22 protein-coding genes and 1 tRNA gene are annotated in these 24,515 nt (G+C 39.4%); 15 read left to right on the top strand and 8 right to left on the bottom strand.

Features of this window, described 5'->3' with window-relative positions; translation table 11 throughout:
• The 3 genes from HP439_RS07945 to HP439_RS07935 form a co-directional block, all read right to left on the bottom strand.
• A partial coding sequence (locus HP439_RS07945) for a tetratricopeptide repeat protein (RefSeq protein WP_172389803.1) occupies positions 1-2,450 on the bottom strand: 2,450 nt, incomplete at its 3' end.
• A gap of 576 nt (positions 2,451-3,026) precedes the next feature.
• Complete coding sequence (locus HP439_RS07940) at positions 3,027-3,377, bottom strand: bleomycin resistance protein (protein ID WP_172389802.1); 351 nt, start codon at positions 3,375-3,377, stop codon at positions 3,027-3,029.
• 270 nt (positions 3,378-3,647) lie between these two features.
• Complete coding sequence (locus tag HP439_RS07935) at positions 3,648-4,514, bottom strand: alpha/beta fold hydrolase (protein WP_172389801.1); 867 nt, start codon at positions 4,512-4,514, stop codon at positions 3,648-3,650.
• A 221-nt stretch (positions 4,515-4,735) separates the two neighbouring features.
• Here HP439_RS07935 and HP439_RS07930 point away from each other — a divergent pair, with 221 nt between their 5' ends.
• On the top strand, positions 4,736-5,389 hold the full coding sequence (locus HP439_RS07930; RefSeq protein WP_172389800.1) for a flavin reductase family protein: 654 nt from the start codon (positions 4,736-4,738) through the stop codon (positions 5,387-5,389).
• Positions 5,390-5,563: 174 nt separating this feature from the next.
• Here HP439_RS07930 and HP439_RS07925 read toward each other — a convergent pair.
• Positions 5,564-5,637: transfer RNA gene (locus tag HP439_RS07925), tRNA-Pro, on the bottom strand.
• 310 nt (positions 5,638-5,947) lie between these two features.
• Here HP439_RS07925 and rplS point away from each other — a divergent pair.
• The 3 genes from rplS (at position 5,948) to yidC (ending at position 9,994) form a co-directional block, all read left to right on the top strand.
• Positions 5,948-6,295, top strand: a complete 348-nt coding sequence (gene rplS / locus HP439_RS07920; RefSeq protein ID WP_172389799.1) for a 50S ribosomal protein L19 — start codon at positions 5,948-5,950, stop codon at positions 6,293-6,295.
• A 234-nt stretch (positions 6,296-6,529) separates the two neighbouring features.
• Positions 6,530-8,134, top strand: coding sequence for a CTP synthase (gene pyrG, locus HP439_RS07915; protein WP_216657794.1), 1,605 nt, complete (start codon positions 6,530-6,532; stop codon positions 8,132-8,134).
• A 45-nt stretch (positions 8,135-8,179) separates the two neighbouring features.
• Positions 8,180-9,994, top strand: coding sequence for a membrane protein insertase YidC (gene yidC, locus HP439_RS07910; RefSeq protein ID WP_172389798.1), 1,815 nt, complete (start codon positions 8,180-8,182; stop codon positions 9,992-9,994).
• A 68-nt stretch (positions 9,995-10,062) separates the two neighbouring features.
• Here yidC and HP439_RS07905 read toward each other — a convergent pair whose 3' ends face one another.
• Positions 10,063-11,412 carry an acyl-CoA dehydrogenase family protein gene (locus HP439_RS07905; RefSeq protein WP_172389797.1) on the bottom strand — a complete coding sequence of 450 codons (1,350 nt, stop codon included), beginning with the start codon at positions 11,410-11,412 and terminating at the stop codon, positions 10,063-10,065.
• Between the two features lie 232 nt (positions 11,413-11,644).
• Here HP439_RS07905 and HP439_RS07900 point away from each other — a divergent pair, with 232 nt between their 5' ends.
• The 10 genes from HP439_RS07900 to HP439_RS07855 all read left to right on the top strand — a co-directional run bounded on the left by HP439_RS07900 (position 11,645) and on the right by HP439_RS07855 (position 20,075).
• Positions 11,645-11,863 carry a hypothetical protein gene (locus HP439_RS07900; protein ID WP_172389796.1) on the top strand — a complete coding sequence of 73 codons (219 nt, stop codon included), beginning with the start codon at positions 11,645-11,647 and terminating at the stop codon, positions 11,861-11,863.
• A gap of 174 nt (positions 11,864-12,037) precedes the next feature.
• Positions 12,038-13,387: an adenylosuccinate lyase gene (gene purB, locus HP439_RS07895; RefSeq protein ID WP_172389795.1), complete on the top strand. Its 1,350-nt coding sequence runs from the start codon at positions 12,038-12,040 to the stop codon at positions 13,385-13,387.
• 68 nt (positions 13,388-13,455) lie between these two features.
• Positions 13,456-14,010, top strand: coding sequence for a NifU family protein (locus HP439_RS07890; RefSeq protein WP_172389794.1), 555 nt, complete (start codon positions 13,456-13,458; stop codon positions 14,008-14,010).
• A gap of 241 nt (positions 14,011-14,251) precedes the next feature.
• Complete coding sequence (locus HP439_RS07885) at positions 14,252-15,100, top strand: transketolase (RefSeq protein WP_172389793.1); 849 nt, start codon at positions 14,252-14,254, stop codon at positions 15,098-15,100.
• Positions 15,101-15,177: 77 nt separating this feature from the next.
• Complete coding sequence (locus tag HP439_RS07880; RefSeq protein WP_172389792.1) at positions 15,178-16,131, top strand: transketolase family protein; 954 nt, start codon at positions 15,178-15,180, stop codon at positions 16,129-16,131.
• A gap of 18 nt (positions 16,132-16,149) precedes the next feature.
• Complete coding sequence (locus HP439_RS07875) at positions 16,150-16,695, top strand: RNA polymerase sigma factor (RefSeq protein WP_172389791.1); 546 nt, start codon at positions 16,150-16,152, stop codon at positions 16,693-16,695.
• Positions 16,696-16,728: 33 nt separating this feature from the next.
• Positions 16,729-17,553, top strand: a complete 825-nt coding sequence (locus HP439_RS07870) for a hypothetical protein (protein WP_172389790.1) — start codon at positions 16,729-16,731, stop codon at positions 17,551-17,553.
• Positions 17,553-17,993 carry a hypothetical protein gene (locus HP439_RS07865; protein WP_216657793.1) on the top strand — a complete coding sequence of 147 codons (441 nt, stop codon included), beginning with the start codon at positions 17,553-17,555 and terminating at the stop codon, positions 17,991-17,993. Before HP439_RS07870 ends, HP439_RS07865 begins: the two co-directional genes overlap by 1 nt.
• Before the next feature lie 104 nt (positions 17,994-18,097).
• Positions 18,098-19,285, top strand: coding sequence for an aspartate aminotransferase family protein (locus HP439_RS07860; protein ID WP_172389789.1), 1,188 nt, complete (start codon positions 18,098-18,100; stop codon positions 19,283-19,285).
• A 37-nt stretch (positions 19,286-19,322) separates the two neighbouring features.
• Positions 19,323-20,075 carry an SGNH/GDSL hydrolase family protein gene (locus HP439_RS07855; RefSeq protein WP_172389788.1) on the top strand — a complete coding sequence of 251 codons (753 nt, stop codon included), beginning with the start codon at positions 19,323-19,325 and terminating at the stop codon, positions 20,073-20,075.
• Positions 20,076-20,159: 84 nt separating this feature from the next.
• Here HP439_RS07855 and HP439_RS07850 read toward each other — a convergent pair whose 3' ends face one another.
• Positions 20,160-21,344 (bottom strand): class I SAM-dependent rRNA methyltransferase, encoded by a 1,185-nt coding sequence (locus HP439_RS07850; RefSeq protein WP_172389804.1) that lies wholly within the window; start codon positions 21,342-21,344, stop codon positions 20,160-20,162.
• A gap of 168 nt (positions 21,345-21,512) precedes the next feature.
• On the opposite strand from HP439_RS07850, the gene HP439_RS07845 reads away from it, so the two are divergent.
• Positions 21,513-22,046 carry a YceI family protein gene (locus HP439_RS07845; protein WP_172389787.1) on the top strand — a complete coding sequence of 178 codons (534 nt, stop codon included), beginning with the start codon at positions 21,513-21,515 and terminating at the stop codon, positions 22,044-22,046.
• A 66-nt stretch (positions 22,047-22,112) separates the two neighbouring features.
• On the opposite strand, the gene thrC is transcribed toward HP439_RS07845, so the two are convergent.
• The gene (thrC, locus tag HP439_RS07840; RefSeq protein ID WP_172389786.1) at positions 22,113-23,423 is read right to left on the bottom strand and encodes a threonine synthase; all 1,311 of its coding nucleotides are present in this window, start codon (positions 23,421-23,423) and stop codon (positions 22,113-22,115) included.
• Positions 23,424-23,465: 42 nt separating this feature from the next.
• Positions 23,466-24,452, bottom strand: a complete 987-nt coding sequence (locus HP439_RS07835) for a homoserine kinase (RefSeq protein ID WP_172389785.1) — start codon at positions 24,450-24,452, stop codon at positions 23,466-23,468.
• Positions 24,453-24,515: the final 63 nt, after the last annotated feature.

The raw sequence follows: 24,515 nt of genomic DNA, 5'->3' as shown, positions 1-24,515 counted from the left end.
TCCAATGTACTTTTCGCTTGAAAATTATCGCCTTTCTTGGCGTAAGTATCCGCAAGTAGTATAAAGCTCTTGGCCACCCAGTAGTCATGAGACCCCATATTGTTGATCACGTCAAACGCTGTTTTCTGGGCCTTATCATACTCCTTATTATCATACTGTAGTTGCCCCAAGTGATACCTTGCCTCTGCGCCGATTGCCGTTTGGCTATTTAGCGCCGCCTGATTAAGTTCCTCCTTTGCAGGCGTAAGCTCACCCTCCTTCATCAAAGCTCGAGCACTATACAAATGTGCCGTAGCGATATCCTCCTTGGTTGACCGGTTGTAATTCTTTATCAGATTCGCATAGTTAGCCACCTGTTCCATATCACCAATTTCGAAATAACAAATCATTAGGTTAGTTACCGCGTAATTATAATTTTCTTTATATTCTGAATTAAGCTCCAGTTTTTTAAGATGAACAATTGCCTCGTTGTACTCTTTTAAGTTCAGGTATAACGCAGCCACTGTCAGCAAGGTGTTTTCAGTATACTTGCTCGTCCAATCATTTAGGATAATATTCAAATCGTGCAGTGCTTCTTTGGGATGCCCAGTGCGGTATAGACTCACCCCACGGATATAACGGGCATGTTTTTCCTGTCTGGGTTTCGGAAATTTATCAAAATACGCATTGATCGCTTCGACAGCCGCTGCATGTGCCCCCCTAGAAAACAAGGATTGGGCGACTTGGAAGGCAAAGTTGTCCTGTTCCGCGGGACTAAGATTACTGATATTGGCATTGGTAGCGTAATGAATATAACTCGTAGCATCTCCCTGATCCAGGTAAATGTTTTCAATGGAACGTAAAGCTTGTCCTGCTTCATCAGTTGTAGCATATTCCTCCACCACCTTCTGGAAAGTGGCCTTGGCCTCTTCGGCCTCACCTTTATTATATTGGACAAGGCCAATAGTCATCAGTGCACGTGGAACATAACTACTACGCGGATACTGTTTGATCATCGTCTGCAGCCCTGCGATGGCGGTATCGTAGTCTCCGCTAGTAAAATAGGTGTACGGTACCTCAAAGGCTACGTCATCCGCATAGTTCGAGCCGGGAAATTGCTTTACAACGGATGAAAGAGTGCTGAGCTTGGTTGCATTGTCACCTTGCAATCCAAAAATTATACCTCGCTGGAACAATGCATAGTCCTGATTGGGAGCTCCTATGTTAATTAACTGGTCATAGTACTGATTTGCGCGATTATAATCGCGTAAACTCAAATACGAATCACCCAGACGGGCTATCACATCATAACGTACCTTTTCTTCGATTGAACTTCCATCGGTAGTCATAAATCGCTCAAAATGAGTGGCAGCCGTGCGAAAACTGTTGCTGCGGTACGCTGCATAAGCAAGCCCATAGTTCGCATAATTATATACATCGGTATTTCGTGCGGCGGGCAAACGAAGGAATCGAGAAAAGTTCTCTACCGCCTCCTTATACTTTCGGACCTCATACATCGCTTCCGCTTTCCAATACGTAGCTAGCGCGGCCATTTTCGCATCGACTGGAAATTTTTCCGATCTCATGAACATGGATATACTATTTTCGAAAGCGCGTTCATTATAAAACTCCAAGCCTCGGTAATATGTCGCCTTTTGGTAGGTCATATCGGTATTCTGTCCCCTGTTTTTCAACGATTCTAGCAAACTTACCCCCGCATGGAAATTACTCGTCCCCAACAAAATTGCAGTCGATAGTGTTTCTGGATTCTCTACTTTGGTAGCATCAGGATCACGATCTACCTTTTTCTGCGGAATATACTCTTGTAGGACCCCTATAGCGGCCTGCACAGAATCTAATTCGTATAAGATTTTGGCGTAGTTAAACAGTGCATCCACTTTCAACGTCGGATCAAGATCCATCTTCGTTGCTTTGAGAAACAGATCCCGCGCCCGCTGCTTATCGCCTGTTTCCAACGCAATATGTCCTAAAGTAATCATTGAGCCCTGATAAAAGGCATCCGAAGTTTCCAATTTCCCCAAAATAGAGGCCGCTCTTTCGTATTCTTTGGCGCCGTAGGCTAAGTAGCTGATGCGGTAATTATCGATATTATTGCGTGAAGCGTTCGGATGTCGTTTCAATATTTCATCGTTATAAGCTTGTTTGAATCTATTTCTTTCAAAATACGTCGCGGCGGCAATCTGGCGTAGCTCGATCTCGATCGCTTCCCGGTTAATATTCATATCCGGACTTCGGCGGGCCTTTACGGCATCGGCCAGCATCGGCCGGTAATCACGTACGACATCAATGGAATCCATAACCGTAGCTTCTTTCTCTTCTAATCGCTCACTAGGTTGTCGACTCTCTTTCTGCTGTTCTTCCTGCGGATACCCCATAACCAGCAACATTGAAAAGACCCCAGTCAACAGGTATTTCAGGGAGTCATAGCCGATATTTTCTTTCAGTCTCATTATTCGTTCCTATTTTTTAGTCTTTCTAAACCGTACTTCGGTGAGAAGATAATTTTGTAACCCTCCCCTAAATAGCTATAACCAAAACTAAAGAATTCCAATCACAATTAGGTAAATCGTCCACAAAAAATTGGATTCTAAATACTATTTTACAAGTTATATCCGTGATATTTTCAGTACTTAAAAATCGTTACATATTGAAATATATGAATTCGTTTTCCAACATCCAACAAGAGACAATACTTTATTTACCTAGTCCTGTTGACAGCTGAATCGACGCATGTATAAGGGATGTATTTTTATTTTGACTTCAATTGTTAGATCTATTACGTCTCTTCAAATTTATTCTCAGATCTGTACATAAATACATCCCTCAACTTCCTTAAGTTGGGAAGAGAAGAAATTTTCGTTCGAGGATTTTCATTGAATAATAGATCACTGGCGCTTGACGTCTAGGCGGACGTCTATGTAAAGAAACGAATGATTACGAGTTTTCGGTGGCCGACAATACGTCTGTAACCTCAAAGATAACTTTCTAACGACCTGCCTAGGCCAACTGAATGGACGATACAATGGCTACATGCTTTGTCCGAAAGTCAATAGATTGTTATCAGGATCTAATAAAGCAAATTCTATTTGTCCCCAAGGTTTATTTTGTAAATGGCCATTGGGGTGAATCTTTACCTGATTTGAAATTAATATTTTGTATAGATCATGAATATCATCCGTTCGAATATATACCTGTCCATAATTACCTTTAGGATCAAGTTGCTTAAATTCAAAAAAATGAATTTCAATGTTGTCTTTTCTGACGATTAAGTAGTCGCCATAATCTGCAACTTCTTCAAAATTCATTTTTTCTATGTAAAAATCTTTAGTTGAGGCTTTGTCGCGCATTTGTAACTTTGGGTGGACTGCTGCTAGCATAGTTGATAATTTAATTATTTTATTGATCGGAATCACACGATATAATACAAGTCCAACTGTCAATTTTAAGGAAAACTTAAAAATTTGAGTGTGACTTCTCTTAAATTAAGAACATTCTACTCGATATCAGAAAATCATTAATTTCTAATAAAAACGATGACATTGCTAAATATAAAGTACCGCGTGCTGTCTTCATTAGTAATACATTGCTTTCTTTCTTTATCCGCCAGCCAAATTCGTCTCAAAATAGTTATTATATTCATCTATCCCTTATCCTCTTTTCAGAAAATTTTCAATTAGATTTAAAACTTCTTCAAAGTTAGTCTCCAAGGCCATATGTCCACCGTCCAAAATATGTGTTTGGACGGTGGGTAAATCCCTTTTATAACAATATGCTTCACCCACATCAAAATAAACATCATGTTTTCCCCAAATAATTAATGTAGGTGGTTGATGTTTACGGAGATATTCCTGAAAAACAGGGAAGAGTTCAAAATTTGTTGGATAGGTGAGATTTAACGTGTACTGAATATCGAGGTTTCCTGGTCTGCTAAGCCTTTCCCAATCTATTATCCAGCTTTCAGGGCTTATATTTTGGTGGAGTTCCTCAGGTACGCCTGCAAAATACTGTTCTTTTGTTCCCTCTTTACTCAGAAATGCATATACCTTTTCTTTTGCTTCGTCCGTCGGATTTTTCCAATATTCTTTGGTTTCATCCCAATTTGGCCCGTGACCTTCGATATAATTGTTACCATTTTGTACTATAATTGCCTCTATTTTTTCAGGTTTTTTTAAGCAGATGCGCGCACCAATGTAACTTCCATAATCGTGAAGGTAAACAGCAAATGATTTCAACTTTATAGCTTCCGTAAACTTGTCGATATATAAAGCAATATTTTCAAACGAATATTCGAAATCTTTTGCTGAAGGGACATCACTAAACCCAAAAGCCGGGTAGTCAGGAGCAATAAGATGAAACTTATCAGAAAGGGCGATCATTAAGTTTTTGAACATTAATGACGAAGTAGGGAATCCGTGTAACAGCAAGAGCGATGTTTTTTTACTGTCACCTGCTTCCCTATAAAAAATATTTACGCCATCTACCTTTATAGTCTTGTTATATATCTGTCTGTCCATATTCGCTTCATAAATTAAGTAGCACCTTTCTCGGTTTAATTCAAAAATACATACAACGACATTCTTCCCCAAGCTTTAATCTTAATTCTTTATGGATATTTTGCGCCGACCGATATGCCACGGCACTATTCTCTACGATGAAAGTTCCTATTAGCTAAAATAGCAAGAATCGGATTTTTTGTTGGTTTTGGTTAATGTAATTTTGTTGAAATTGATATAATATGCATAGATTAAGCGAACCTTCGATTCTTTATTTTGGTACCCCCGTAGTTCTTATTACATCCACAAATACAGATGACACATATAACATAGCTCCTATTTCTTCCATCTTCTGGTTGGGTTGGCGAGCGATCATTGGAATTTCAACCTCATCTAAGACAACTGAAAACATTCTTCGCACCAGAGAATGCGTATTGAATCTACCATCAATAAATCAAATAGATGCTGTTAATCGTTTAGCACTGACCACTGGCTCTAATCCAGTTCCTTCTGGAAAATTACAAAAAGGCTATATCCACGTGAAAAATAAATTCTCTATTTCACAACTAACACCAATGATCTCAGAAACTGTTCTTCCGCCGAGAATAAAGGAATGTCCTGTACAAATGGAAGCGCTTATGGAAAGTTATCATGGTATAGCCAAAGATGATGAGGTACAAGTTGGCAAAATAATTACAATAGAATTACGAATTAAGCGAGTTTATATTGATGAATTATTGCTTTTAGAGGGTTGTCCTAATAAAGTAAATCCAAATAAATGGAGTCCTGTTATAATGAGTTTTCAACAATTCTATGGACTTAGCAATCAATTATCAAATTCAAAGCTTTCCACGATACCAGAAGAGTTATATAGACGTCCTGATAAAAATAGATAATCCAATTACTCGAGACTAGCCGCGAAAATGTAAGATTAAGCTAGTCAAGGTAGGTTGTAATAAATAAAATCTTATCTATTTGCCCTTGTCAAATTTTTCACCAATATCTTTTTAGGAATTTTGTCCGAAATATGTCCGTAAATAGAAAAAGCCACTGATTATCAGTGGCTTTTGTCGGGGTGGCAGGATTCGAACCTACGACCTCCACATCCCAAATGTGGCGCGATACCGGGCTACGCTACACCCCGATTAAGTATCACCTTTTTTGTGTGGCACAAATATACGGCGATATCCGGATTATGTCAACACTTTTTTTATCCTTTTCTATAAAACGCTCATTAATTGAAAGATATTTTTAGAAGGAACACAGACACATGATCAAAAAAAACAAAAATAAAAATAGATATATAATATTAATTTATTTTCACTACCTTTGCACGCACTTGTAATCAGACTATCAAATAATATTGCTGAGAAGCATTTTTAATTTAAAAAAAATGTCGTAATATTGCAGTCCGATTTTTACAGGAATAAAATCGTTAATAATTACTCGAAATCATGGATTTAGTAAAATTTGTAGAAGAACAAGCGGTAGTAAGAAATGAAAATCCCGCATTCAAAGCCGGAGATACCATCAGTGTCCATTATAAAATTCGCGAAGGAAACAAAGAGCGTGTTCAGGTGTACCAAGGCGTCGTTATCCAATTAAACAGCGAAGGTGCTAATGCTACTTTTACTGTTCGTAAGATCTCCAATGGAATAGGTGTTGAACGTATTTTCCCTATAAATTCGCCAAACATTCAAAAAATCGAGGTAAACAGCTATGGTAAAGTTCGTCGTGCTAAATTATTTTATTTACGCGGCTTAACTGGTAAAGCTGCCCGTATTAGAACAAAACGCGTTTAATTACGGTCGCTTACAAAATATAAAAGCTCCTATGTACATAGGAGCTTTTTTTGTACACATTACCTCACTCACTCCTCTTCCATCGAAATCAAGCGTCCATCTATAACAAGATGCAGCTTGATATTTTTTTTTAAATTTCGCTTAGTCTTGGAAAAAACGTACCTTTGTATCCCGTACATAAAGCAGATTTAGCACCATTTTTTTGGTTCAAATTTTTGAAATTCCATTATTGCTATGAGTAAATATATCTTCGTTACGGGCGGCGTGACCTCGTCGTTAGGAAAGGGCATAATTGCAGCTTCTCTTGCCAAACTTTTACAAGCCCGAGGTTTAAAAGTAACCATTCAAAAGTTTGATCCTTATATCAACATCGACCCAGGAACACTCAATCCATATGAGCATGGAGAATGCTACGTCACAGAAGATGGTGCGGAAACAGATTTAGACTTAGGTCACTACGAACGCTTCTTAAACGTTCCTACATCACAAGCAAATAATGTTACCACTGGCCGTATTTATCAACACGTAATCGAACAGGAACGTGCTGGCGCATATTTAGGCAAAACCGTTCAAGTAGTACCCCATATTACAGATGAAATTAAGAGACGCATGCAACTTCTTGGTCAAACAGGAGAATATGACATCGTAATAACGGAATTAGGAGGGACTGTAGGCGATATTGAATCATTACCATTTATTGAAGCTGTAAGACAACTACGTTGGGAACTAGGTAACAGCGACTCCCTCGTGATTCACCTTACTCTTGTGCCCTATCTGGCTGCAGCAGGTGAACTTAAGACAAAACCTACCCAACATTCTGTAAAAACATTATTAGAATACGGCATTCAGCCTGACATTCTTGTCTGTCGTACGGAACATAAATTAACCCAAGATATTCGAAAGAAATTAGCGTTATTCTGTAACGTAAATATAAATGCAGTAGTGGAGTCTATTGATGCTCCAACGATCTATGACGTACCATTAAATATGTTACGTGAGCAATTAGATAAAACTGCACTTACGAAGTTAAAATTATCAACGAAAATCGATCCTGATTTAGAAAGTTGGAAAACATTTCTCGGTAAATTAAAAAATCCGACCAACGAAGTGAATGTTGGTGTTGTTGGAAAATATGTTGAACTCCCAGATGCTTATAAGTCAATAACAGAAGCATTCATACATGCTGGTTCTGTCAACGAAGCGAAAGTTAAAGTAAAATATATCGCTGCAGAAAGCATTACCACCGACAATGTGCACGACAAGTTAAAAGATTTAGATGGAGTCTTGGTTGCCCCGGGATTTGGAGAACGTGGATTAGAAGGGAAATTATCGGCAATAAAGTATGTGCGTGAAACGAAAGTCCCATTCTTCGGTATTTGCTTAGGCATGCAATGTTCTGTAATCGAATTTGGGAGAAATGTTCTTGGATTAGCTGGTGCAAACAGTTTTGAAATGGATGAAAACACACCTCACCCAGTGATTAATCTAATGGAAGAACAAAAAAACATCACAGAAATGGGTGGGACAATGCGTCTTGGAGCCTATGACTGTGACATAAAAAAAGGCACGAAAGCATATACTATATACGGAAAAACAAAAATTTCCGAGCGACACAGGCACCGTTACGAGTTTAACAATGCCTATCTTAAACAATACGAAGAAGCTGGAATGATCGCTTCAGGAATTAATCCCACTACTGGTTTAGTTGAAATCGTAGAACTGAAGAATCATCCGTTCTTTGTCGCCGGACAATTTCACCCGGAATTAAAATCAACTGTTGCAAATCCTCACCCGCTTTTTGTTAGCTTTGTAGCCGCTTGTTTGGCGAACAAAAAATAAGTGCTCGACAATTGGCTGAGAATAAAAATAAATAAAAAATAAAAAATGGATAGAAATACCCTGATTGGATTAGTGCTGATTTTTGGAATATTGGCAGGTTCATTTTATTTGATGAAACCATCAGAACAAGAATTAAAACAGGAGCAAAGGCTGCAAGATTCTATAAAAAGGTCAAAAGAAGGATTAGCACCGTTGGGCGATACTTTAAAAGCTGCAACACCAATAACTATCGATACCGCTGCACTACTTAGCAAACCGTTTGGGGTCGCCCGAGTAGCACAGGAACAGGTTGTAACATTAGAAAATGAGCTAATCATTGCTAAAATTAGTACAAAAGGTGGAAGTATAAAATCCGTTCAACTAAAGGACGAAACTAATTTTGACGGAAAACCATTGATGATCCTGAACGAAGGTCACAATCAATTTGGCTTCCTATTTAAAGCTAATAACGAAAATATCAACACGAGCGAACTAAATTTTGTTCCAAGCGGTGAGAATATTACAGTTACTGGGGAGTCATCAAATTCAATTAGCTTCCGTCTAAATTACTCAGAAACGCAATACCTCGAGTATACTTACACTATCAAAGGGAATGATTATAATCTCGGCCTTGACGTAAAAGCCGTAGGCATACAAAACTTAATGGATGTCAAAACCAACAGCATTACTTTAAATTGGCAGGCGGACCTTCTCCGAAAAGAATTAAATGCAAAATCTGAACGTGATAAATCGACAATTTTCTATAGAGTCAATAGTGGAGAAGTTGACTATTTAAGCGAGACAAAGGACGAAAACGAAAAGATAGATGAAAATGTAAACTGGGTAGCATATAAACAACATTTTTTCTCCGCAATATTACGTGCAGACCAAGGATTAAAAAATGCAGACTTAACAGTAACTTACGACACAGACTCGGCCGTTGTAAAAAATTACAAGCTACTAGCTGATCTTGACTTCTCGGCACAAAAAGACAACCAATACGCTTTCAAATTTTTCTTTGGTCCGAACCAGTATAAAACACTTAAAAGCCAAGGCGGCGATTTGCAGGAAATAATAAATATGGGATGGGGACCAATGGGGTGGATCAATAAATTCCTTACCGCACCTATATTCTCCTTCTTAGATGGATTTAAGTTAAGCTATGGTATCATCATCTTAATTTTAACAATATTATTGAAAGGCGTTTTATTTCCACTTACATTCAAATCTTACCAATCGATGGCGAAAATGCGGGTTCTTAAACCGCAAATCGACCAAATAAAGGAAAAAGTCGGAGAGGATAACGCAATGTTGGTTCAACAGGAGACAATGAAGTTGTATAAAACCGCTGGCGTCAATCCACTTGGGGGATGTTTGCCTCTGGTACTACAGATGCCATTTACGCTCGCATTCTTTATGTTTTTCCCTAATTTATTTGAACTGCGAGGCGAAAGTTTCCTTTGGGTGAAAGACTTGTCAACTTACGATGCCCCAATAACATTTCCTGCTATCTTTGGTGTTAGTCACCTTTCGCTAATGTGTGTATTGATGACGTTAACAACACTTCTTTCGACTTGGTATAATAACGCAACTTCGGGGGCGGCTAATAACCAAATGAAATATATCGGTTATATCATGCCGGTCGTTTTCATTTTTATCTTAAATGATTTCCCCGCAGGTTTGAACTACTACTATTTCCTAGCTGCAGTTTTAACATTCTTAACTCAAGTTATCATTCGTCAATTTATTGACGATGACAAGATTTTAGCTAAGATTGAAGAGAATAAAAAGAGTCCTAAAGCGCAAAAGAAATCCTCTTTCCAACAAAAAATGGAAGAAATGATGCGCCAACAGCAAGCCACACAAAAGAAGAAAAAATAATTTCTTAAATTGTTATTAAAAAGGGAAGCTCCAAAAATATGGAGCTTCCCTTTTTAATACATACCCGCCTAAACAAAAGCACTGATACCTGTAATACTTCGTCCAACAATCAAAGAATTAATCTCTTTGGTTCCCTCGTAAGAATAAATAGCTTCAGCATCAGCTAAAAAACGCGCTACATTATATTCCAATAATATGCCATTCCCCCCCATTACCTCACGAGCACGTGAGACAATATCACGGGTCCGCAGAGTACAAAATACTTTTGCCAAGGAGGCGTGTTCATCTTTCAGTTTACCCTCGTCCTGAAGCTCCGACAGTCTAAATGTTAAAGTCTGCATTGCCGTCAGATTTGAAAGCATCTCAACTAGATGATTTTGGATCAATTGAAAAGACGCGATCGGTTTACCAAACTGCTTTCTATTCAACGTATATTCAAGCGCATTTTCGTAGGCACCTCGAGCACAGCCGACCGCCATCCAAGCGACACCTGCTCTTGTCATTTGCAGTACCTTTGCAGTATCTTTAAAACTATTGGCATTAGGCAAACGATCGTTCTCCGGTACAACACAATCAGTCAGCGTTATAAGTCCGTTTTGCACAATCCGCAATGCCATCTTACCCTTTATTTTTTCCACCATAAAACCAGGATTTTCTTTACGAACGATGAAACCTTTCACCTGCCCATCATCCAAATCTCTAGCCCAAATAATAGTTATATCGGAAAAAGTCGAATTCCCGATCCATTTCTTTTGTCCATTGAGTACCCAACCATTCTCCGTCTTCCGGCAGGTTGTAGTAAGCCCTCCAGCCGTCGCCGAGCCAACTTCTGGCTCTGTTAATCCAAATGCACCGATCTTTTCTAAACGCTGCATTTGCGGCAACCATTCTTGCTTTTGCGCTTCAGATCCACACATATATATCGATCCCATAGCAAGTCCGCTTTGAACGCCTAAAAAAGTAGCAATTGACGGATCAATACGACCAAATTCCGCCGCAATGATACCATCCATAAGAGAGGAACCTCCGGCACAGCCATAACCTTCAAAGACATAACCACATACATTTAACTCCGCTAGTTTTGGAATAATTTCAAATGGGAACTCATCATGTAACCAATATTTGTTGACTAACGGTTTTATTTCTCGTTCGAGAAACTCACGAACCTTAAGTTGTAGCGCACGTTCTTCGACAGAAAGCTTAGCTTCTACGGCATAGAAGTCTGCATCAATGGGTGGCGCTTCACGTTTTTTAGTGCTACCTGTAAGCATCTTCATTACACCTTTCAGTTGGTTATCATCCATTTTTGACACCGCAGACATCACGGCGGGCAGGTCTACCTTTTGGGAAATTTTTTCTATTTGTTCCAAATCTATCGACTTCAACAAACGCACGATGTTCTTGATCTTTTTTATCATGATTTAATACGGGTTATCAATTGAGTAACAAAATTTTTATCAAAATAGTTTTTTATTATTGCATTTCAATAAAACTCTCTTATATTTGCCCCGGCTTTTAAGGAATACGCGTATTAATCTCGTGGAACTCAGGTGGGTTTATTTTTTTTCAAGCATTGGGTTACCTTTTTAGGTTACCGGTATTAAAGAGTAATTAAACAAATTTGTTTCAATAAAATAGAAAATTAAAAAGATGAAAAATTTATTCAAATTCGGATTTTTAGGTTTAGCTTTAACAATCGCTTTCGCTTCATGTGGTGGTGCATCTACTTCAACTGAGCAAGCTGCTGATTCATTAGGAACTGTAGTTGAAAACACTACTGATTCAATCGCTGACTCATTAAACAATGTAGCTGATTCAATCACTGCAACAGGTGATTCAATTGCTGACTCATTAGAAAACGTTCAGTAATCCGAATCGTATCTAAAAATACTATTAAAACCCGTACGTATCGTGCGGGTTTTTCTTTTTATGGCTTTTTCTACCTTTCTTCTGCTTGAGTTTTATTACTTTTGCAAGGAGCTTAAAAGCTAAGCTCCCTCCTTGCAAACAAGGGTTTTTACAATTTAATTTTAACATTAAGTCATGACGTTATCGGCCCTAACTGCTGTCACTCCAATAGATGGACGTTATTATAATACTACAAAAGAACTTTCTAACTACTTCTCGGAATTTGCCTTGATAAAATACCGTGTACTTGTTGAGGTGGAGTACTTTATTGCGCTATGCGAATCGGGGATCCCTCAGCTGGCACACTTCGATGGTTCATTAAATGATCGATTACGAGAAATTTATGAAAATTTCTCTATCGAAGATGCTCAATGGATTAAAGATCAGGAAAAAGTTACTAACCACGACGTAAAGGCAGTGGAATACTTTATAAAAAGTAAGTTTGAACAATTAGGCCTTCATGACTCTTTAGAATTTATTCACTTCGGGCTTACGTCTCAAGATATCAACAATACAGCTATTCCCTACTCATGGAAAGAAGCTCTTAATCAAGTTTATTTTCCTGCGATTGAAGAACTCGTTACCGAACTAACCTCATTGTCAACTCAATGGCATGAGGTATCGATGTTGGCCCGTACACACGGCCAACCAGCTTCACCAACTCGTCTGGGAAAAGAAATTAAAGTGTTTATCGAACGAATTGCAAAACAGTTAGACCTTTTAAAACAAGTCCCTTACTCGGCGAAATTCGGTGGTGCAACGGGAAATTTCAATGCCCATCATGTTGCCTATAACCAGACAGATTGGGTTGCTTTCGGTAACGATTTTGTCAACCAAAAGCTCGGGCTTACTCGGTCACAAACAACAACACAAATCGAACACTATGATAATTTTGCAGCGAGTTGCGATGGGTTAAAACGTATAAATACGATTTTAATTGATCTTTGCCGTGATATGTGGACATATATATCAATGGAATATTTCAAACAAAAAATCACCGCCGGGCAGATAGGATCTTCAGCTATGCCACACAAAGTTAATCCAATTGACTTCGAAAATGCGGAAGGAAATTTTGGACTTGCCAATGCCATTTTTGAGCACCTATCGTCTAAACTTCCAATTTCGCGGTTACAACGAGATCTTACTGACTCCACTGTATTACGAAATGTCGGTGTTCCCATTGCACATACTCTTATCGCAATCAAATCGACGCTCCGTGGCTTACGTAAACTAATTTTGAATGAAACGGCTCTACAGAATGACCTAAACAATAACTGGGCAGTAGTTGCCGAAGCCATTCAAACGATACTTCGGCGCGAAGGCTATCCTAAACCGTACGAGGCATTAAAAGATTTAACTAGAACAAATACACATGTCACACAAGAAACAATCGCAAATTTTGTCGATGGTCTTAACGTGTCTGTAGATATTAAAAATGAAATTAAAGCAATCTCTCCGAGCAACTATACGGGCGTTGCGTTATAACGTTTGACGTGCAGATGACTTGAGGAGACTTAGTTTTGATGTATATTTGATTTTTTAAGAGAATAAAAATGGCAACTATTAACGTATATACCGAGTCCACCCCAAATCCTTCAACAATGAAGTTTTTGGTCAATAAGCTATTGATCAATGGTAGTTTAGATTATCCCAATAAAGAAAAAGCGCAGGAGTCAGACTTTGCACGAGAACTGTTCAAGTTCAACTTCGTGGACGGTGTATTTTTTGCGAGTAATTTTGTTACGGTTACTAAAGCCGAGAATGTCGACTGGTCGGATATTGAGCCTTTGCTTAAAGACTTTGTAAAAGGAGCTGTAGAATCAGAATTAGCGGTGAAACCCGTAGAACACTCCGAAGATGTTGAATTTGAAGGTACAGAAATTGAAGTTAAAATACAACAGGTGTTACACGACTACGTTCGTCCTGCGGTAGAACAAGATGGAGGAGCAATTGCTTACAAGTCATTCACCGACGGTACCGTTACAGTAGAACTACGCGGTTCATGCTCAGGTTGCCCGTCTTCGACGATTACCCTTAAAGCAGGAATCGAAGGCTTATTAAAACGGATGGTTCCTGAAGTTGAAGAAGTTGTTGCAGAAGCGATGTAAACATCCTGTCGAGGTTTGACAATATATTTAAAGAGCTATCGAACTGTCGATAGCTCTTTTTGTATGAAGAGTTCTACGTCGCACAGCTAGGATCTGCGGAAATAGACTAGGATAACCTGCTTGACCTAAAATTACGACGATTCCGCTAAAAGTTAAACGAATTAAGTTTCGCTTTTTTCCCCCTAGAAGATTAAAAATCATTAACTTTATCCGCAAAATAATCGAAACATTATATTAAAAAATGAGTGCAGATATCAATAACCTTGAACAAATCGCTTCACAAGTAAGACGAGACATTGTTCGTATGGTGCATGCTTGCCAATCTGGTCACCCTGGAGGATCTTTGGGTTGTACAGATTACTTTGTTGCATTATACTTTTATGCAATGAAACATGACCCAGCCTTCAATATGGATGCAGCAGGCGAAGACCTGTTTTTCCTGTCCAATGGGCATATTTCCCCAGTTTTCTACAGTACCCTTGCTCGCGCAGGATATTTTCCGATAAGCGAACTTGCTACTTTTAGAAAAATAAATTCTCGCCTACAGGGACACCCTACCACCCATGAACACCTACCAGGTATTCGCATCGCATCGGGATCATTGGGACAAGGATTATCCGTAGCAATCGGTGCTGCTCAAGCGAAAAAATTGAATAATGATAATAGTTTAGTATATGTCTTGATGGGAGATGGTGAACTTCAGGAAGGTCAGGTCTGGGAAGCTGCAATGTATGCTCCTCACAACAAAATGGACAACATCATTGCAGCGGTCGACTATAACAGGGCACAAATTGATGGCTCCACCGATCAAGTCCTTTCTTTAGGAGATCTACGAGCAAAATGGGAAGCGTTCGGATGGGATGTTCTTGAAGTTGAAAAAGGAAATGATATGACTTCTGTTGTTGCAGGTATCGACGAGGCTAAATCGCGGACAGGCAAAGGCAAGCCTGTTATCATTTTATTACATACAGAGATGGGTAATGGGGTTGATTTCATGATGGGTTCACATAAATGGCACGGCGTTGCTCCTAACGACGAACAGCTTGAACTTGCACTTAATCAAATTCCTAGAACGATTGGCGATTATTAATAGATACGGTAGCATTAGATCGCGGTGCCCAGAAAATTAATTCTAGGGTATTTCATAATCTATATACGAATACTAAAATGAAGAAATATACTTATACTGAATCAAAAGATACACGTTCTGGGTTTGGCGCTGGTTTACTGGAGGCTGGAAAACAGAATGAAAACGTAGTCGCACTATGTGCAGACTTAATAGGTTCCCTAAAGATGAATGATTTCATCAAGGAATTTCCAGAGCGCTTTTTCCAAATCGGTATTGCAGAAGCAAACATGATGGGGATTGCAGCTGGTCTTACAATTGGCGGAAAAATTCCTTTCACAGGTACTTTTGCAAACTTTTCAACAGGCCGCGTTTACGACCAGATTCGCCAATCCATTGCTTACTCGGGCAAGAATGTAAAAATATGTGCTTCGCACGCTGGACTTACCCTTGGCGAAGATGGCGCAACACATCAAATTCTTGAGGACATAGGCTTAATGAAAATGCTTCCTGGAATGACTGTGATTAATCCGTGTGATTTTAATCAAACTAAAGCGGCAACAATTGCGCTTGCAAGTTACCAGGGCCCGGCTTACCTACGCTTCGGACGTCCAGTAGTTCCTAACTTTACCCCTGCTGACCAAAAGTTCGAAATTGGAAAAGCTATCATGCTAAATGAGGGAACTGACGTTACTATTATCGCGACAGGCCATTTAGTTTGGGAAGCAATCCAAGCTGGAGAAGAACTAGAGAAATTAGGCATTAATGCGGAAATTATAAACATACACACCATCAAACCATTAGATTCCAAAGCGATACTTGAATCGGTTAACAAAACGGGATGTGTAGTAACTGCCGAAGAACACAACCGTCTAGGTGGTTTAGGTGACAGTGTTGCTCAGCTATTGGCGACTAAGCAGCCGACTCCGCAGGAATATGTTGCTGTGGATGACAGCTTCGGTGAGTCAGGCAAACCTGCCGACTTAATGGAAAAATATGGTTTAAATGCTGCAGCCATCGTAGCGGCTGCCCGTAAAGTAATAACCAGAAAATAACATATTTGAATCGAATAAATGGAAGACGCCCAAATCATTTCAAAATTTGCTGATGAACGCACACGCGAAGAGGCGTTTGGCTATTTACTCAAAAAATACCAACAAAAAATATACTGGCACATTCGCCGCATGGTCATTAATCATGACGATGCGGACGATGTTGTCCAAGAAGTATTTATAAAAGTTTGGCGTAATCTAGAAAAGTTCAGGGCAGATTCCCAGCTTTATACTTGGCTTTACCGTATCGCAACGAATGAATGTATCACGTTCTTAAACAAAAAGAAACAAAAACATAATGTATCGTTAGATGATGACAGTTCGGGATATTTAGCAGAAACCCTAGCCGAAGGCAGCTATTTCAACGGTGACAAGGCCCAGATGAAATTACAGGAGGCATTGTTAACACTTCCTGAAAAGCAACGACTAGTATTCAACATGAAGTATTTTGAGGATTTGAAATATGATGAAATATCAGAAATCCTAGGTACAAGCGTAGGAGCGTTAAAAGCATCGTACCATTTAGCAGTAAAAAAAATAGAGAACTTTTTTGCAAGTAACGATTAAACCTTAACTGAGTTTTCAACTCTAAAATGAGACATGAAGGAAAACAACACATATTACGACGGTTTCGCGGATAAAAACTTCGCCGATTCTTTGCGTGTAAATCCTTTTAATGTACCGCCAAGCTATTTCGATGATCTTACGTTGAGTATTACCAAACAAATTAATTTAGAGAAGTTAGCATCTAAAAACACTGGTTTCGCTGTACCAACAGGTTATTTCGAACATTTAAATAGCACAACCCTATCACAAGTAAAAATAGAAAAGCATTCAGATTTAAAGCTCAATGCTACAGTTCCAGAAGGCTATTTTGATAATCTTTCTAACCAGACCATGTCGAATGTTCGGTTAGATAGCGTTCTTCAAAAAGGAAGCGAATTTTCAACACCCGATGGCTACTTCAGTGAGCTTTCAGAACGTATTAAAGGATCAGTTTTTACCAACTCTCTTTTACAGACGGTGAAAACCGAGGGTTTTGAAGTACCCCCTCACTATTTTGAGGAACTTAAGAACAAAGTAACCGATAAGATATCGACACAAACACGAGTATCCGAAAATGAGCCAAAGATAATCCAATTCAATATCCAAGGATGGATAAAATATGTCGCAGCGGCATGCGTTACAGCAATTTTAGGGATTACCGCGTATGAAACAATCACAGAACATGACAGAGTCAACGTGACTTCATCGCATCTTAGTTCAATTTCTGAACAAGAAATAATAAACTACTTATCATCTTCAACGGATAGTGATGATATGCTATATATAATAGAATATCTTTACCAACCTACCTCTTCGCAGGGCATCGGTAGCAAAGTGGAAGATGACGATATTGAAGATTATTTAAATTACACGCTATAATGTTACGTTCTAAACATATAATCGTTACGCTTTGTGCTGTATTTCTGTGTTTGATGCATGTCAATGCTCAGCCCAGAGATTCTAAACGTTTTACGGCTATTGAGAATGAGAAAATAGCCTATATTACTAAAGAATTAAATCTTACACAATCGGAAGCACAACGCTTTTTCCCTGTGTATAATCAATACAGTAAGCAGATGTGGGCGCTGAAATCCGAAAAAAGCAGCGGGTCTTCTAGTGCTCCTAAAGGTGTTAATTCGTTTAGCCGTTCCGGACGGAAAGACGTTTTATCTTATGATGCCAGAGAACTTGAGGTAAAAAAGGATTATCGCAAAAAATTCTCCCAGATTATTGGAAATTCGAGAGCATCCCAGTTCTTTCAAATTGAACAAAATTTCCGAGAATTACTCTATAAAGAATTGCAACGTAGAAATCGTTAAAAAGAAGCAAAAAGCTTCTTTTTTTATTTTAAATCCTTCAAAATTCTTACACTTATATTATCCTTAGCTCAGATTATTGGGCTAGTTTTGTCTTTTGTTTTATCATGATTAGCAACAGAGAACTTTTTCTAAAAAACACCGCACAAACTTCCTCTTCACCACGACTTTTCGAAATCGAAAAAGCGGAAGGTGTCTATTTATACGGACCAGATGGTCAGGAATACATGGACCTAGTTTCCGGTTTCAACGTTAGTAACATAGGACATCGCCATCCGAAAGTAATTGCTGCAATACAAAAACAGCTTGAGAAATATCTACACGTAACGGTCTACGGAGAATTCGTACAAGCACCACAAGTGCAATTTGCAACCGACTTGTTAAACGAACTTCCAGGGAGCTTTCAATCGGTGTATTTCACCAATAGTGGAACCGAAGCGGTAGAGGGCTCGATGAAAATCGCTAAAAAGTTTACCGGACGTCGCCAAATCCTTGCTGCCGAAAATGCTTACCATGGCAGTACACAGGGAGCACTCAGCCTTATCGGCAATTTGGAATACCGAACAGCCTACGCACCTCTACTCCCTGAAATCGACTTTATCCAATTAAACAATGAAGGGTCCTTAGAACTTATCACTGAACAAACGGCCGCAGTAATAATTGAAGCTATTCAAGGCGAAGCCGGAGTACGCATTCCCACTCCTGAATTTATCACGGCATTACGTGAAAAGTGCACACAAACAGGGGCATTACTTATATTCGACGAGATTCAAACAGGGTTTGGTCGCACAGGTAAAATGTTTGCTTTTGAGCATTTCGATGTAGTTCCAGATATATTAATGCTAGCTAAAGGTATAGGCGGTGGAATGCCTCTTGGTGCTTTCCTAAGCAGTAAGGAAATAATGGATGTCATTAAGGATAATCCGATGCTCGGGCACATTACAACTTTTGGAGGACACCCTGTGAGTTGCGCAGCGGCAAAAGCTTCTTTAGAAGTAATCAATGAACAGCATCTTCTGGCGCATGTCCAGAGCAAAGCGGACCTGTTTCGTCAACTTCTTGCCACCCCTAAAATCAAAGAAATTCGTGGTCTCGGTTTAATGATGTGTTTACAACTGGAAACTTTTGACCAAGTTTATCAAGTTAGCTCCTATTGTGCCTCGCAAGGCGTGATGATCGACTGGTATTTGCATTGTGAAACAGCACTTCGGATCGCCCCTCCTTTAACGATTTCTGAGCCAGAGATTAGAAAGGCTTGTAAAATTATCAATCAGGCGGTTGAAAAATTCTGCTAAAAAGGTTAACTTCGGTAAACATAAACCTATTTAACAGATGGAAACAAGAAGAAAATTTTTAGCGAAAGGTATGTTCGCTCTTGGAGCAGCGGCAATCGCGTCAAACAATGTTTTTGCGACCGAAGCAAATACCAAAGCGATCAGAAAGATTGGTATAAAACAAAATGATATCATCCTTTTTCAAGGCGATTCCATCACCGATGCTGGGCGTAAACGTGAAGAATTAAGATCCAACAATACATCCGCATTTGGAAACGGGTATGCAATGATTGCTGCTAGCAGTTTATTAAACAAATTTGCAGACAAAAATATCCAGGTATACAATCGAGGGATTAGCGGCAATCGCGTACCCGACTTACAAAAACGCTGGGATGTAGATGCGATTCAACTAAAACCTACGATATTAAGTATCCACATAGGTGTAAATGATTTTTGGAGAACAATGGATAGTGGTGCAAAGAACACACCACAAGCGTACAAACAACAATACAAAGAACTTCTTGATAAAACCTTATCCTCACTTCCCGGCGTTCAGCTAATAATTGGCGAACCTTTTGGGGTTAATGGTGTCAAAGCTGTAACTGATGCTTGGTACCCCGATTTCAAAGGTTATCAACAAGCAGCAAAAGAGATTGCCTCGGAATTTAATGCGCTCTTTCTCCCCTACCAAACGGTGTTCGACAACGCATCGTCTCGTGCATCAGGAGAATATTGGACGACCGATGGTGTACATACAACATTAGCTGGAGCTAATCTTATGGCCCAGGCTTGGTTAGACCTCGTGAAATAGTAATTTAAATCGATTCTCTTGTTTAAAACAGCTAAAAAAACAGACATACCCTATACAACTCTAGGTTTATGTCTGTTTTTCAGTTTAAACTACTCGAACGAGTAACCCCTTAAGATATTCACCCTCAGGAAAAGAAGCACGTATCGGATGATCTTCAGGCTGAGTAAACTGCCTTATAAATTGAATCTCCCGTCCTGCATCTAGGGCTGCCCATGCAACTACTTGTTTGAAAGTATCAATGTCCATTGCTCCCGAACAAGAGAAAGTTGCAAGTAATCCACCACTTTCGAGCAACATTAACCCCCTTCTATTTAAATCCTTATAAGCTCTCGATGCTTTTTCTAATGAAGAGCGTGAGGGAGCATATTTTGGTGGATCAAGTATGATCAAATCGAACTTTTCTTGCTGTTTACCGAGCTCTCGCAAAAACTTATTTACATCTGATTGTATTGCGGAATGTTGATTCGCGTCAAATCCATTGTTTATAACGTTCTTCACCAATGTGTCTATTGCCAAGGCCGAGCTATCTACCGATACAACGCTTGCTGCACCAGCTTTAAAGGCATTTAAAGTAAAACCTCCTGAATAACAAAAGCAATCTAGTACACGTTTTCCCTTAGCATAACTTGCTGTAAGCATTCTGTTTTCTCGTTGGTCACAGTAAAAACCGGATTTCTGCCCTTCAATGATATTTACCTGATAATGGATACCATTTTCAATAATCTCTACAAATTGGGGTGGCAGTTCACCATACAATAGACCGTTGGTATCCAAAAGTCCCTCATGTCCACGCGACTTTAAATCACTACGCTCGTAAATACCTTTAGGCGCAATTAATTTAACGAGCTCGTCAATGATGATATCTTTGACATTTTCTACACCAGAGGAATGAACCTGTATGGAAAGATAATCTCCATATTTGTCTACAATTAATCCTGGAAGAAAATCCGCCTCAGCGAAAATCAATCTTGCAGTATTGTTTTGATCATTTAATAAATGAGTCCGTAAAGCCACCGCGCGTTGTACCCGGTTCCGCCACCACATTTCATCTACTTTGCGATCTGGGTGCCACTCCAATAAACGTACCGCAACCCTGGAATTTTCATTATACACGCCATAAGCGATAAACTCATTCTCACTATTAAAAACAGTTACAAGTTCACCATTTTGTGGTTTGCCATCTAATTTATCTATTGCCCCGGAAAAAATCCATGGGTGCAGCTGCCATGCAGCTTTATCTTTTCCTTTATTAAGGATTATATTAATCATCGGTACAAAAATAGTCGATACCAACGAAGGTATAACTACATTCATCCGTATAATTTTAAAAAAACTTAAAAAAGTCTATTCAATATGCAAAGACGCTCGTTTAAGCATAAAACAAAAAACCGCTAACATTTGCGATTATCATTTGTTTACTCTCATAAAAGCTGTATCATGTATAAATCACTTTCAATCGGAGTTATCCTTTTCGCATTAATGTTTAGTTCTTACACTTACATTTGGCAGACCTCTTGGAAAATTCAACAGGACGATTATATAATATCTTTTGAAACACAAAAGGTAACCGGAAAAATCAAGGGATTAGAGGGGAAAATCCTATTTGACGAAAACAAACTTCAAGAATCAGAAATAGATGTCAGTGTTGATGTCAACACAATCGCTACAGGATTCTGGCTAAAGAACAATCATGCCAAGTCCGAGAATTTCCTAAATGCGGAAAAACACCCCAAGATAACTTTCAAATCTCAAGATTTCAAAAAAACGTCTGCTGGGTATCTGGTACTGGGCACACTTCAGATTAAAGGTATTTCCAAAGAAATCAGTATTCCATTCACTTTCGACCGCGAAGGAATGAAAGGAACTTTCGAGGGGAATTTCGATATCAACCGTACAGATTTCAACTTAATCAAAAACGGTATAGGGACAGTCTTGCATGTCAAAATAAGACTACCAGTACAATCTAGTTAAATAAAGTATAGGAAAAACAACAGTTGAACCGAAAGCACGAGCTGCGTTTTTCCTATCCTCGATAGACTATATGTTATTTACTAATAGATACTCTTTAAAAGTATCGTAGTCTACCTCCATTGACGTAAGCACTTTAGGCTTATCGCCTAATTTTTCTGCACCTTGGGGTAATTGAACTTGTTCAAAGACATCACTCGATATGGCATCAGGAAATTTACAAGGATGAGCTGTCGATAAAAATACAGACGCGTAATCGCCCGGATGCTCCTGCCGAAAAGCATTAGCTGCTAAATACGCAATCGCTGTATGTGGACAGGCTATATATCCAAATGTGGTAAATAACATATCCATCGCTTTCTTCGTCTGTTCATCGGTATAAGTATATGAAGAAACGACATTACGTAATTGATCTATATCATTATCAAAGAGGGCTTGTATCCTCACCCAATTGCTCGGGTCGCCTACATCCATAGCATTGGCTAAAGTCTGCTGAGAGGGTCGTGGTTCATATTGCCCGTCTTTCAAGAAGCGAGGAACCGTATCATTTACGTTTGTTCCTGCTACAAAACGCTTCACTGGAAGTCCCATTTTATAGGCTAAAAGTCCAGCGCCGATATTTCCAAAGTTTCCACTAGGAACAGTAAAAACAATATCGCCCACTCCTTGGGTTTTTAGTTGCGCATAGGCCCAAAAATAGTAAAATGTTTGAGGGATTAATCGAGCAATATTAATAGAATTTGCCGATGTCAAGCGCAAATGGCTTTTTAATTCTTCGTCATTAAATGCTTTTTTCACCAGCTTTTGACAGTCATCAAAGGTTCCGTTCACCTCGATCGCACGAATATTTTGTCCATTCGTCGTCAGTTGTTCCTCTTGTACCTTGGAGACTTTCCCCTTGGGATACAAAATAGTTACCCTTGTGCCCTGAACACCTAAAAAACCAAGTGCAACAGCTCCTCCTGTATCACCAGATGTCGCCACCAAAACGTCTAGCAATTGATCATCTTGTTTCGAAAAGTACCCCATAACCCGACTCATAAACCGTGCTCCGAAATCTTTGAAAGCATAGGAAGGCCCATGAAAAAGTTCTAATACAGCTGTCTTACTATCGAGAAATCGAACGGGTGCGTCAAAATTGATCGCATCCTCAATAATAAGTTTTAAATCAGACTCAGGTATATCCTCACCAATAAATGCATTCGCAACATGAAATGCAATTTCTTGAAGTGAATATTGTTGAATATTACGAATAAAAGAGGGATCTAGTTGGGGAATATTCTCCGGCATATACAGACCTTTATCGGCAGGTAGAGAATTGAAAACCGCATCTTCAAACGATACGCGGAGGTCACGATTATTTGTACTATATAGTTTCATTTGTTTATTTATATTTTATGATGGATTTGCCATTTCTGACGTTTAATCCGTTAATACTTTAGGTCCCTGAACATTCACCGAGGACACAAATTTTAAACTTGCGATTTCACAACTGTTCAAGTGATCCTGAATTAATGTTGTAGCGAGCTCCGCAGCCTGCTTCCCTCGCGAAATAGCGACCACCGACGGTCCAGAACCAGAGATACCGAAGCTCAACGCTCCCGCTGCCAACGCTATTTCTTTCATCTTATGGAACTCCGGTATAAGAATAGCTCGAGTAGGCTCGATAAGTACGTCGTGCATACTACGGCTAATAAGACTGTAATCACTTTCGTATAAACCAGCTATCAATCCCGCTATATTTCCCCACTGGGTGACCGCATCTTTTAGTTGCACTTTCTCTTTGATGAGCTGACGAGCCTCCCTTGTTGGAACGTCGACTTGAGGAAATACGATTCCCGCGTAAAGTTCTTCTGGAACCGGTAGGCTGATAACATCCAAAGGACTATACCCGCGGATGAGCGTGATGCCTCCCATTAACGCTGGCGCCACATTATCGGCATGACCGTGACCACATGCAATCCTCTCCCCTTCTACGCAAAAAGGCATCAACTCTTCTTTTGACAAAGGGTTACCTAGTAACGTATTGATTGCGAAGAGTCCTGCTACTGTACTCGCTGAACTCGACCCTAATCCACTTCCAATCGGCATATGTTTAATCAACGATATTTCCACGCCGAGCTCGTTCTCGATCCCTAAGTAGGATAATAAATTTTTAACACACGCGCTAACAGTATTTTTATCTGCGTCGAGGGGCAGCCGTCCATCATCCCCCTGAATAGATCGTATACGAACTCCTGGTTCCTCCACACGGTACATATGCACTTCGTCCCCTGGATAGTCTACTGCAAAGCCTAAGATGTCAAAGCCGCATATCATATTTGCTACAGTTGCCGGAGCAAAGACGCGTACTTTGGAAAGTATTTGATCAAAATCAATTTTATGTGTTTTTTTCTCTAGTGTTTCCATGATTATTATTTTATGCTCCAACATTTACTAGATCCGCGAAAACGCCGGCCGCTGTTACCTCCG

This window comes from Sphingobacterium shayense (assembly GCF_013179575.1).
GTDB classification, from domain to species: Bacteria; Bacteroidota; Bacteroidia; order Sphingobacteriales; family Sphingobacteriaceae; genus Sphingobacterium; species Sphingobacterium shayense.
This window is presented reverse-complemented; position numbering and strand designations above follow the sequence as displayed.

Excerpts from the sequence above, each read along its gene's own strand:
- HP439_RS07875 (WP_172389791.1), top strand. The coding sequence starts at position 16,150 with ATGGAAGACGCCCAAATCATTTCAAAATTTGCTGATGAACGCACACGC.
- HP439_RS07935 (WP_172389801.1), bottom strand. The coding sequence starts at position 4,514 with ATGGACAGACAGATATATAACAAGACTATAAAGGTAGATGGCGTAAAT.
- rplS (WP_172389799.1), top strand. The coding sequence starts at position 5,948 with ATGGATTTAGTAAAATTTGTAGAAGAACAAGCGGTAGTAAGAAATGAA.
- HP439_RS07855 (WP_172389788.1), top strand. The coding sequence starts at position 19,323 with ATGGAAACAAGAAGAAAATTTTTAGCGAAAGGTATGTTCGCTCTTGGA.
- HP439_RS07835 (WP_172389785.1), bottom strand. The coding sequence starts at position 24,452 with ATGGAAACACTAGAGAAAAAAACACATAAAATTGATTTTGATCAAATA.
- HP439_RS07900 (WP_172389796.1), top strand. The coding sequence starts at position 11,645 with ATGAAAAATTTATTCAAATTCGGATTTTTAGGTTTAGCTTTAACAATC.
- purB (WP_172389795.1), top strand. The coding sequence starts at position 12,038 with ATGACGTTATCGGCCCTAACTGCTGTCACTCCAATAGATGGACGTTAT.
- HP439_RS07890 (WP_172389794.1), top strand. The coding sequence starts at position 13,456 with ATGGCAACTATTAACGTATATACCGAGTCCACCCCAAATCCTTCAACA.
- HP439_RS07860 (WP_172389789.1), top strand. The coding sequence starts at position 18,098 with ATGATTAGCAACAGAGAACTTTTTCTAAAAAACACCGCACAAACTTCC.
- HP439_RS07865 (WP_216657793.1), top strand. The coding sequence starts at position 17,553 with ATGTTACGTTCTAAACATATAATCGTTACGCTTTGTGCTGTATTTCTG.
- HP439_RS07850 (WP_172389804.1), bottom strand. The coding sequence starts at position 21,344 with ATGATTAATATAATCCTTAATAAAGGAAAAGATAAAGCTGCATGGCAG.
- HP439_RS07870 (WP_172389790.1), top strand. The coding sequence starts at position 16,729 with ATGAAGGAAAACAACACATATTACGACGGTTTCGCGGATAAAAACTTC.
- HP439_RS07930 (WP_172389800.1), top strand. The coding sequence starts at position 4,736 with ATGCATAGATTAAGCGAACCTTCGATTCTTTATTTTGGTACCCCCGTA.
- thrC (WP_172389786.1), bottom strand. The coding sequence starts at position 23,423 with ATGAAACTATATAGTACAAATAATCGTGACCTCCGCGTATCGTTTGAA.
- HP439_RS07845 (WP_172389787.1), top strand. The coding sequence starts at position 21,513 with ATGTATAAATCACTTTCAATCGGAGTTATCCTTTTCGCATTAATGTTT.
- pyrG (WP_216657794.1), top strand. The coding sequence starts at position 6,530 with ATGAGTAAATATATCTTCGTTACGGGCGGCGTGACCTCGTCGTTAGGA.
- HP439_RS07905 (WP_172389797.1), bottom strand. The coding sequence starts at position 11,412 with ATGATAAAAAAGATCAAGAACATCGTGCGTTTGTTGAAGTCGATAGAT.
- yidC (WP_172389798.1), top strand. The coding sequence starts at position 8,180 with ATGGATAGAAATACCCTGATTGGATTAGTGCTGATTTTTGGAATATTG.
- HP439_RS07885 (WP_172389793.1), top strand. The coding sequence starts at position 14,252 with ATGAGTGCAGATATCAATAACCTTGAACAAATCGCTTCACAAGTAAGA.
- HP439_RS07940 (WP_172389802.1), bottom strand. The coding sequence starts at position 3,377 with ATGCTAGCAGCAGTCCACCCAAAGTTACAAATGCGCGACAAAGCCTCA.
- HP439_RS07880 (WP_172389792.1), top strand. The coding sequence starts at position 15,178 with ATGAAGAAATATACTTATACTGAATCAAAAGATACACGTTCTGGGTTT.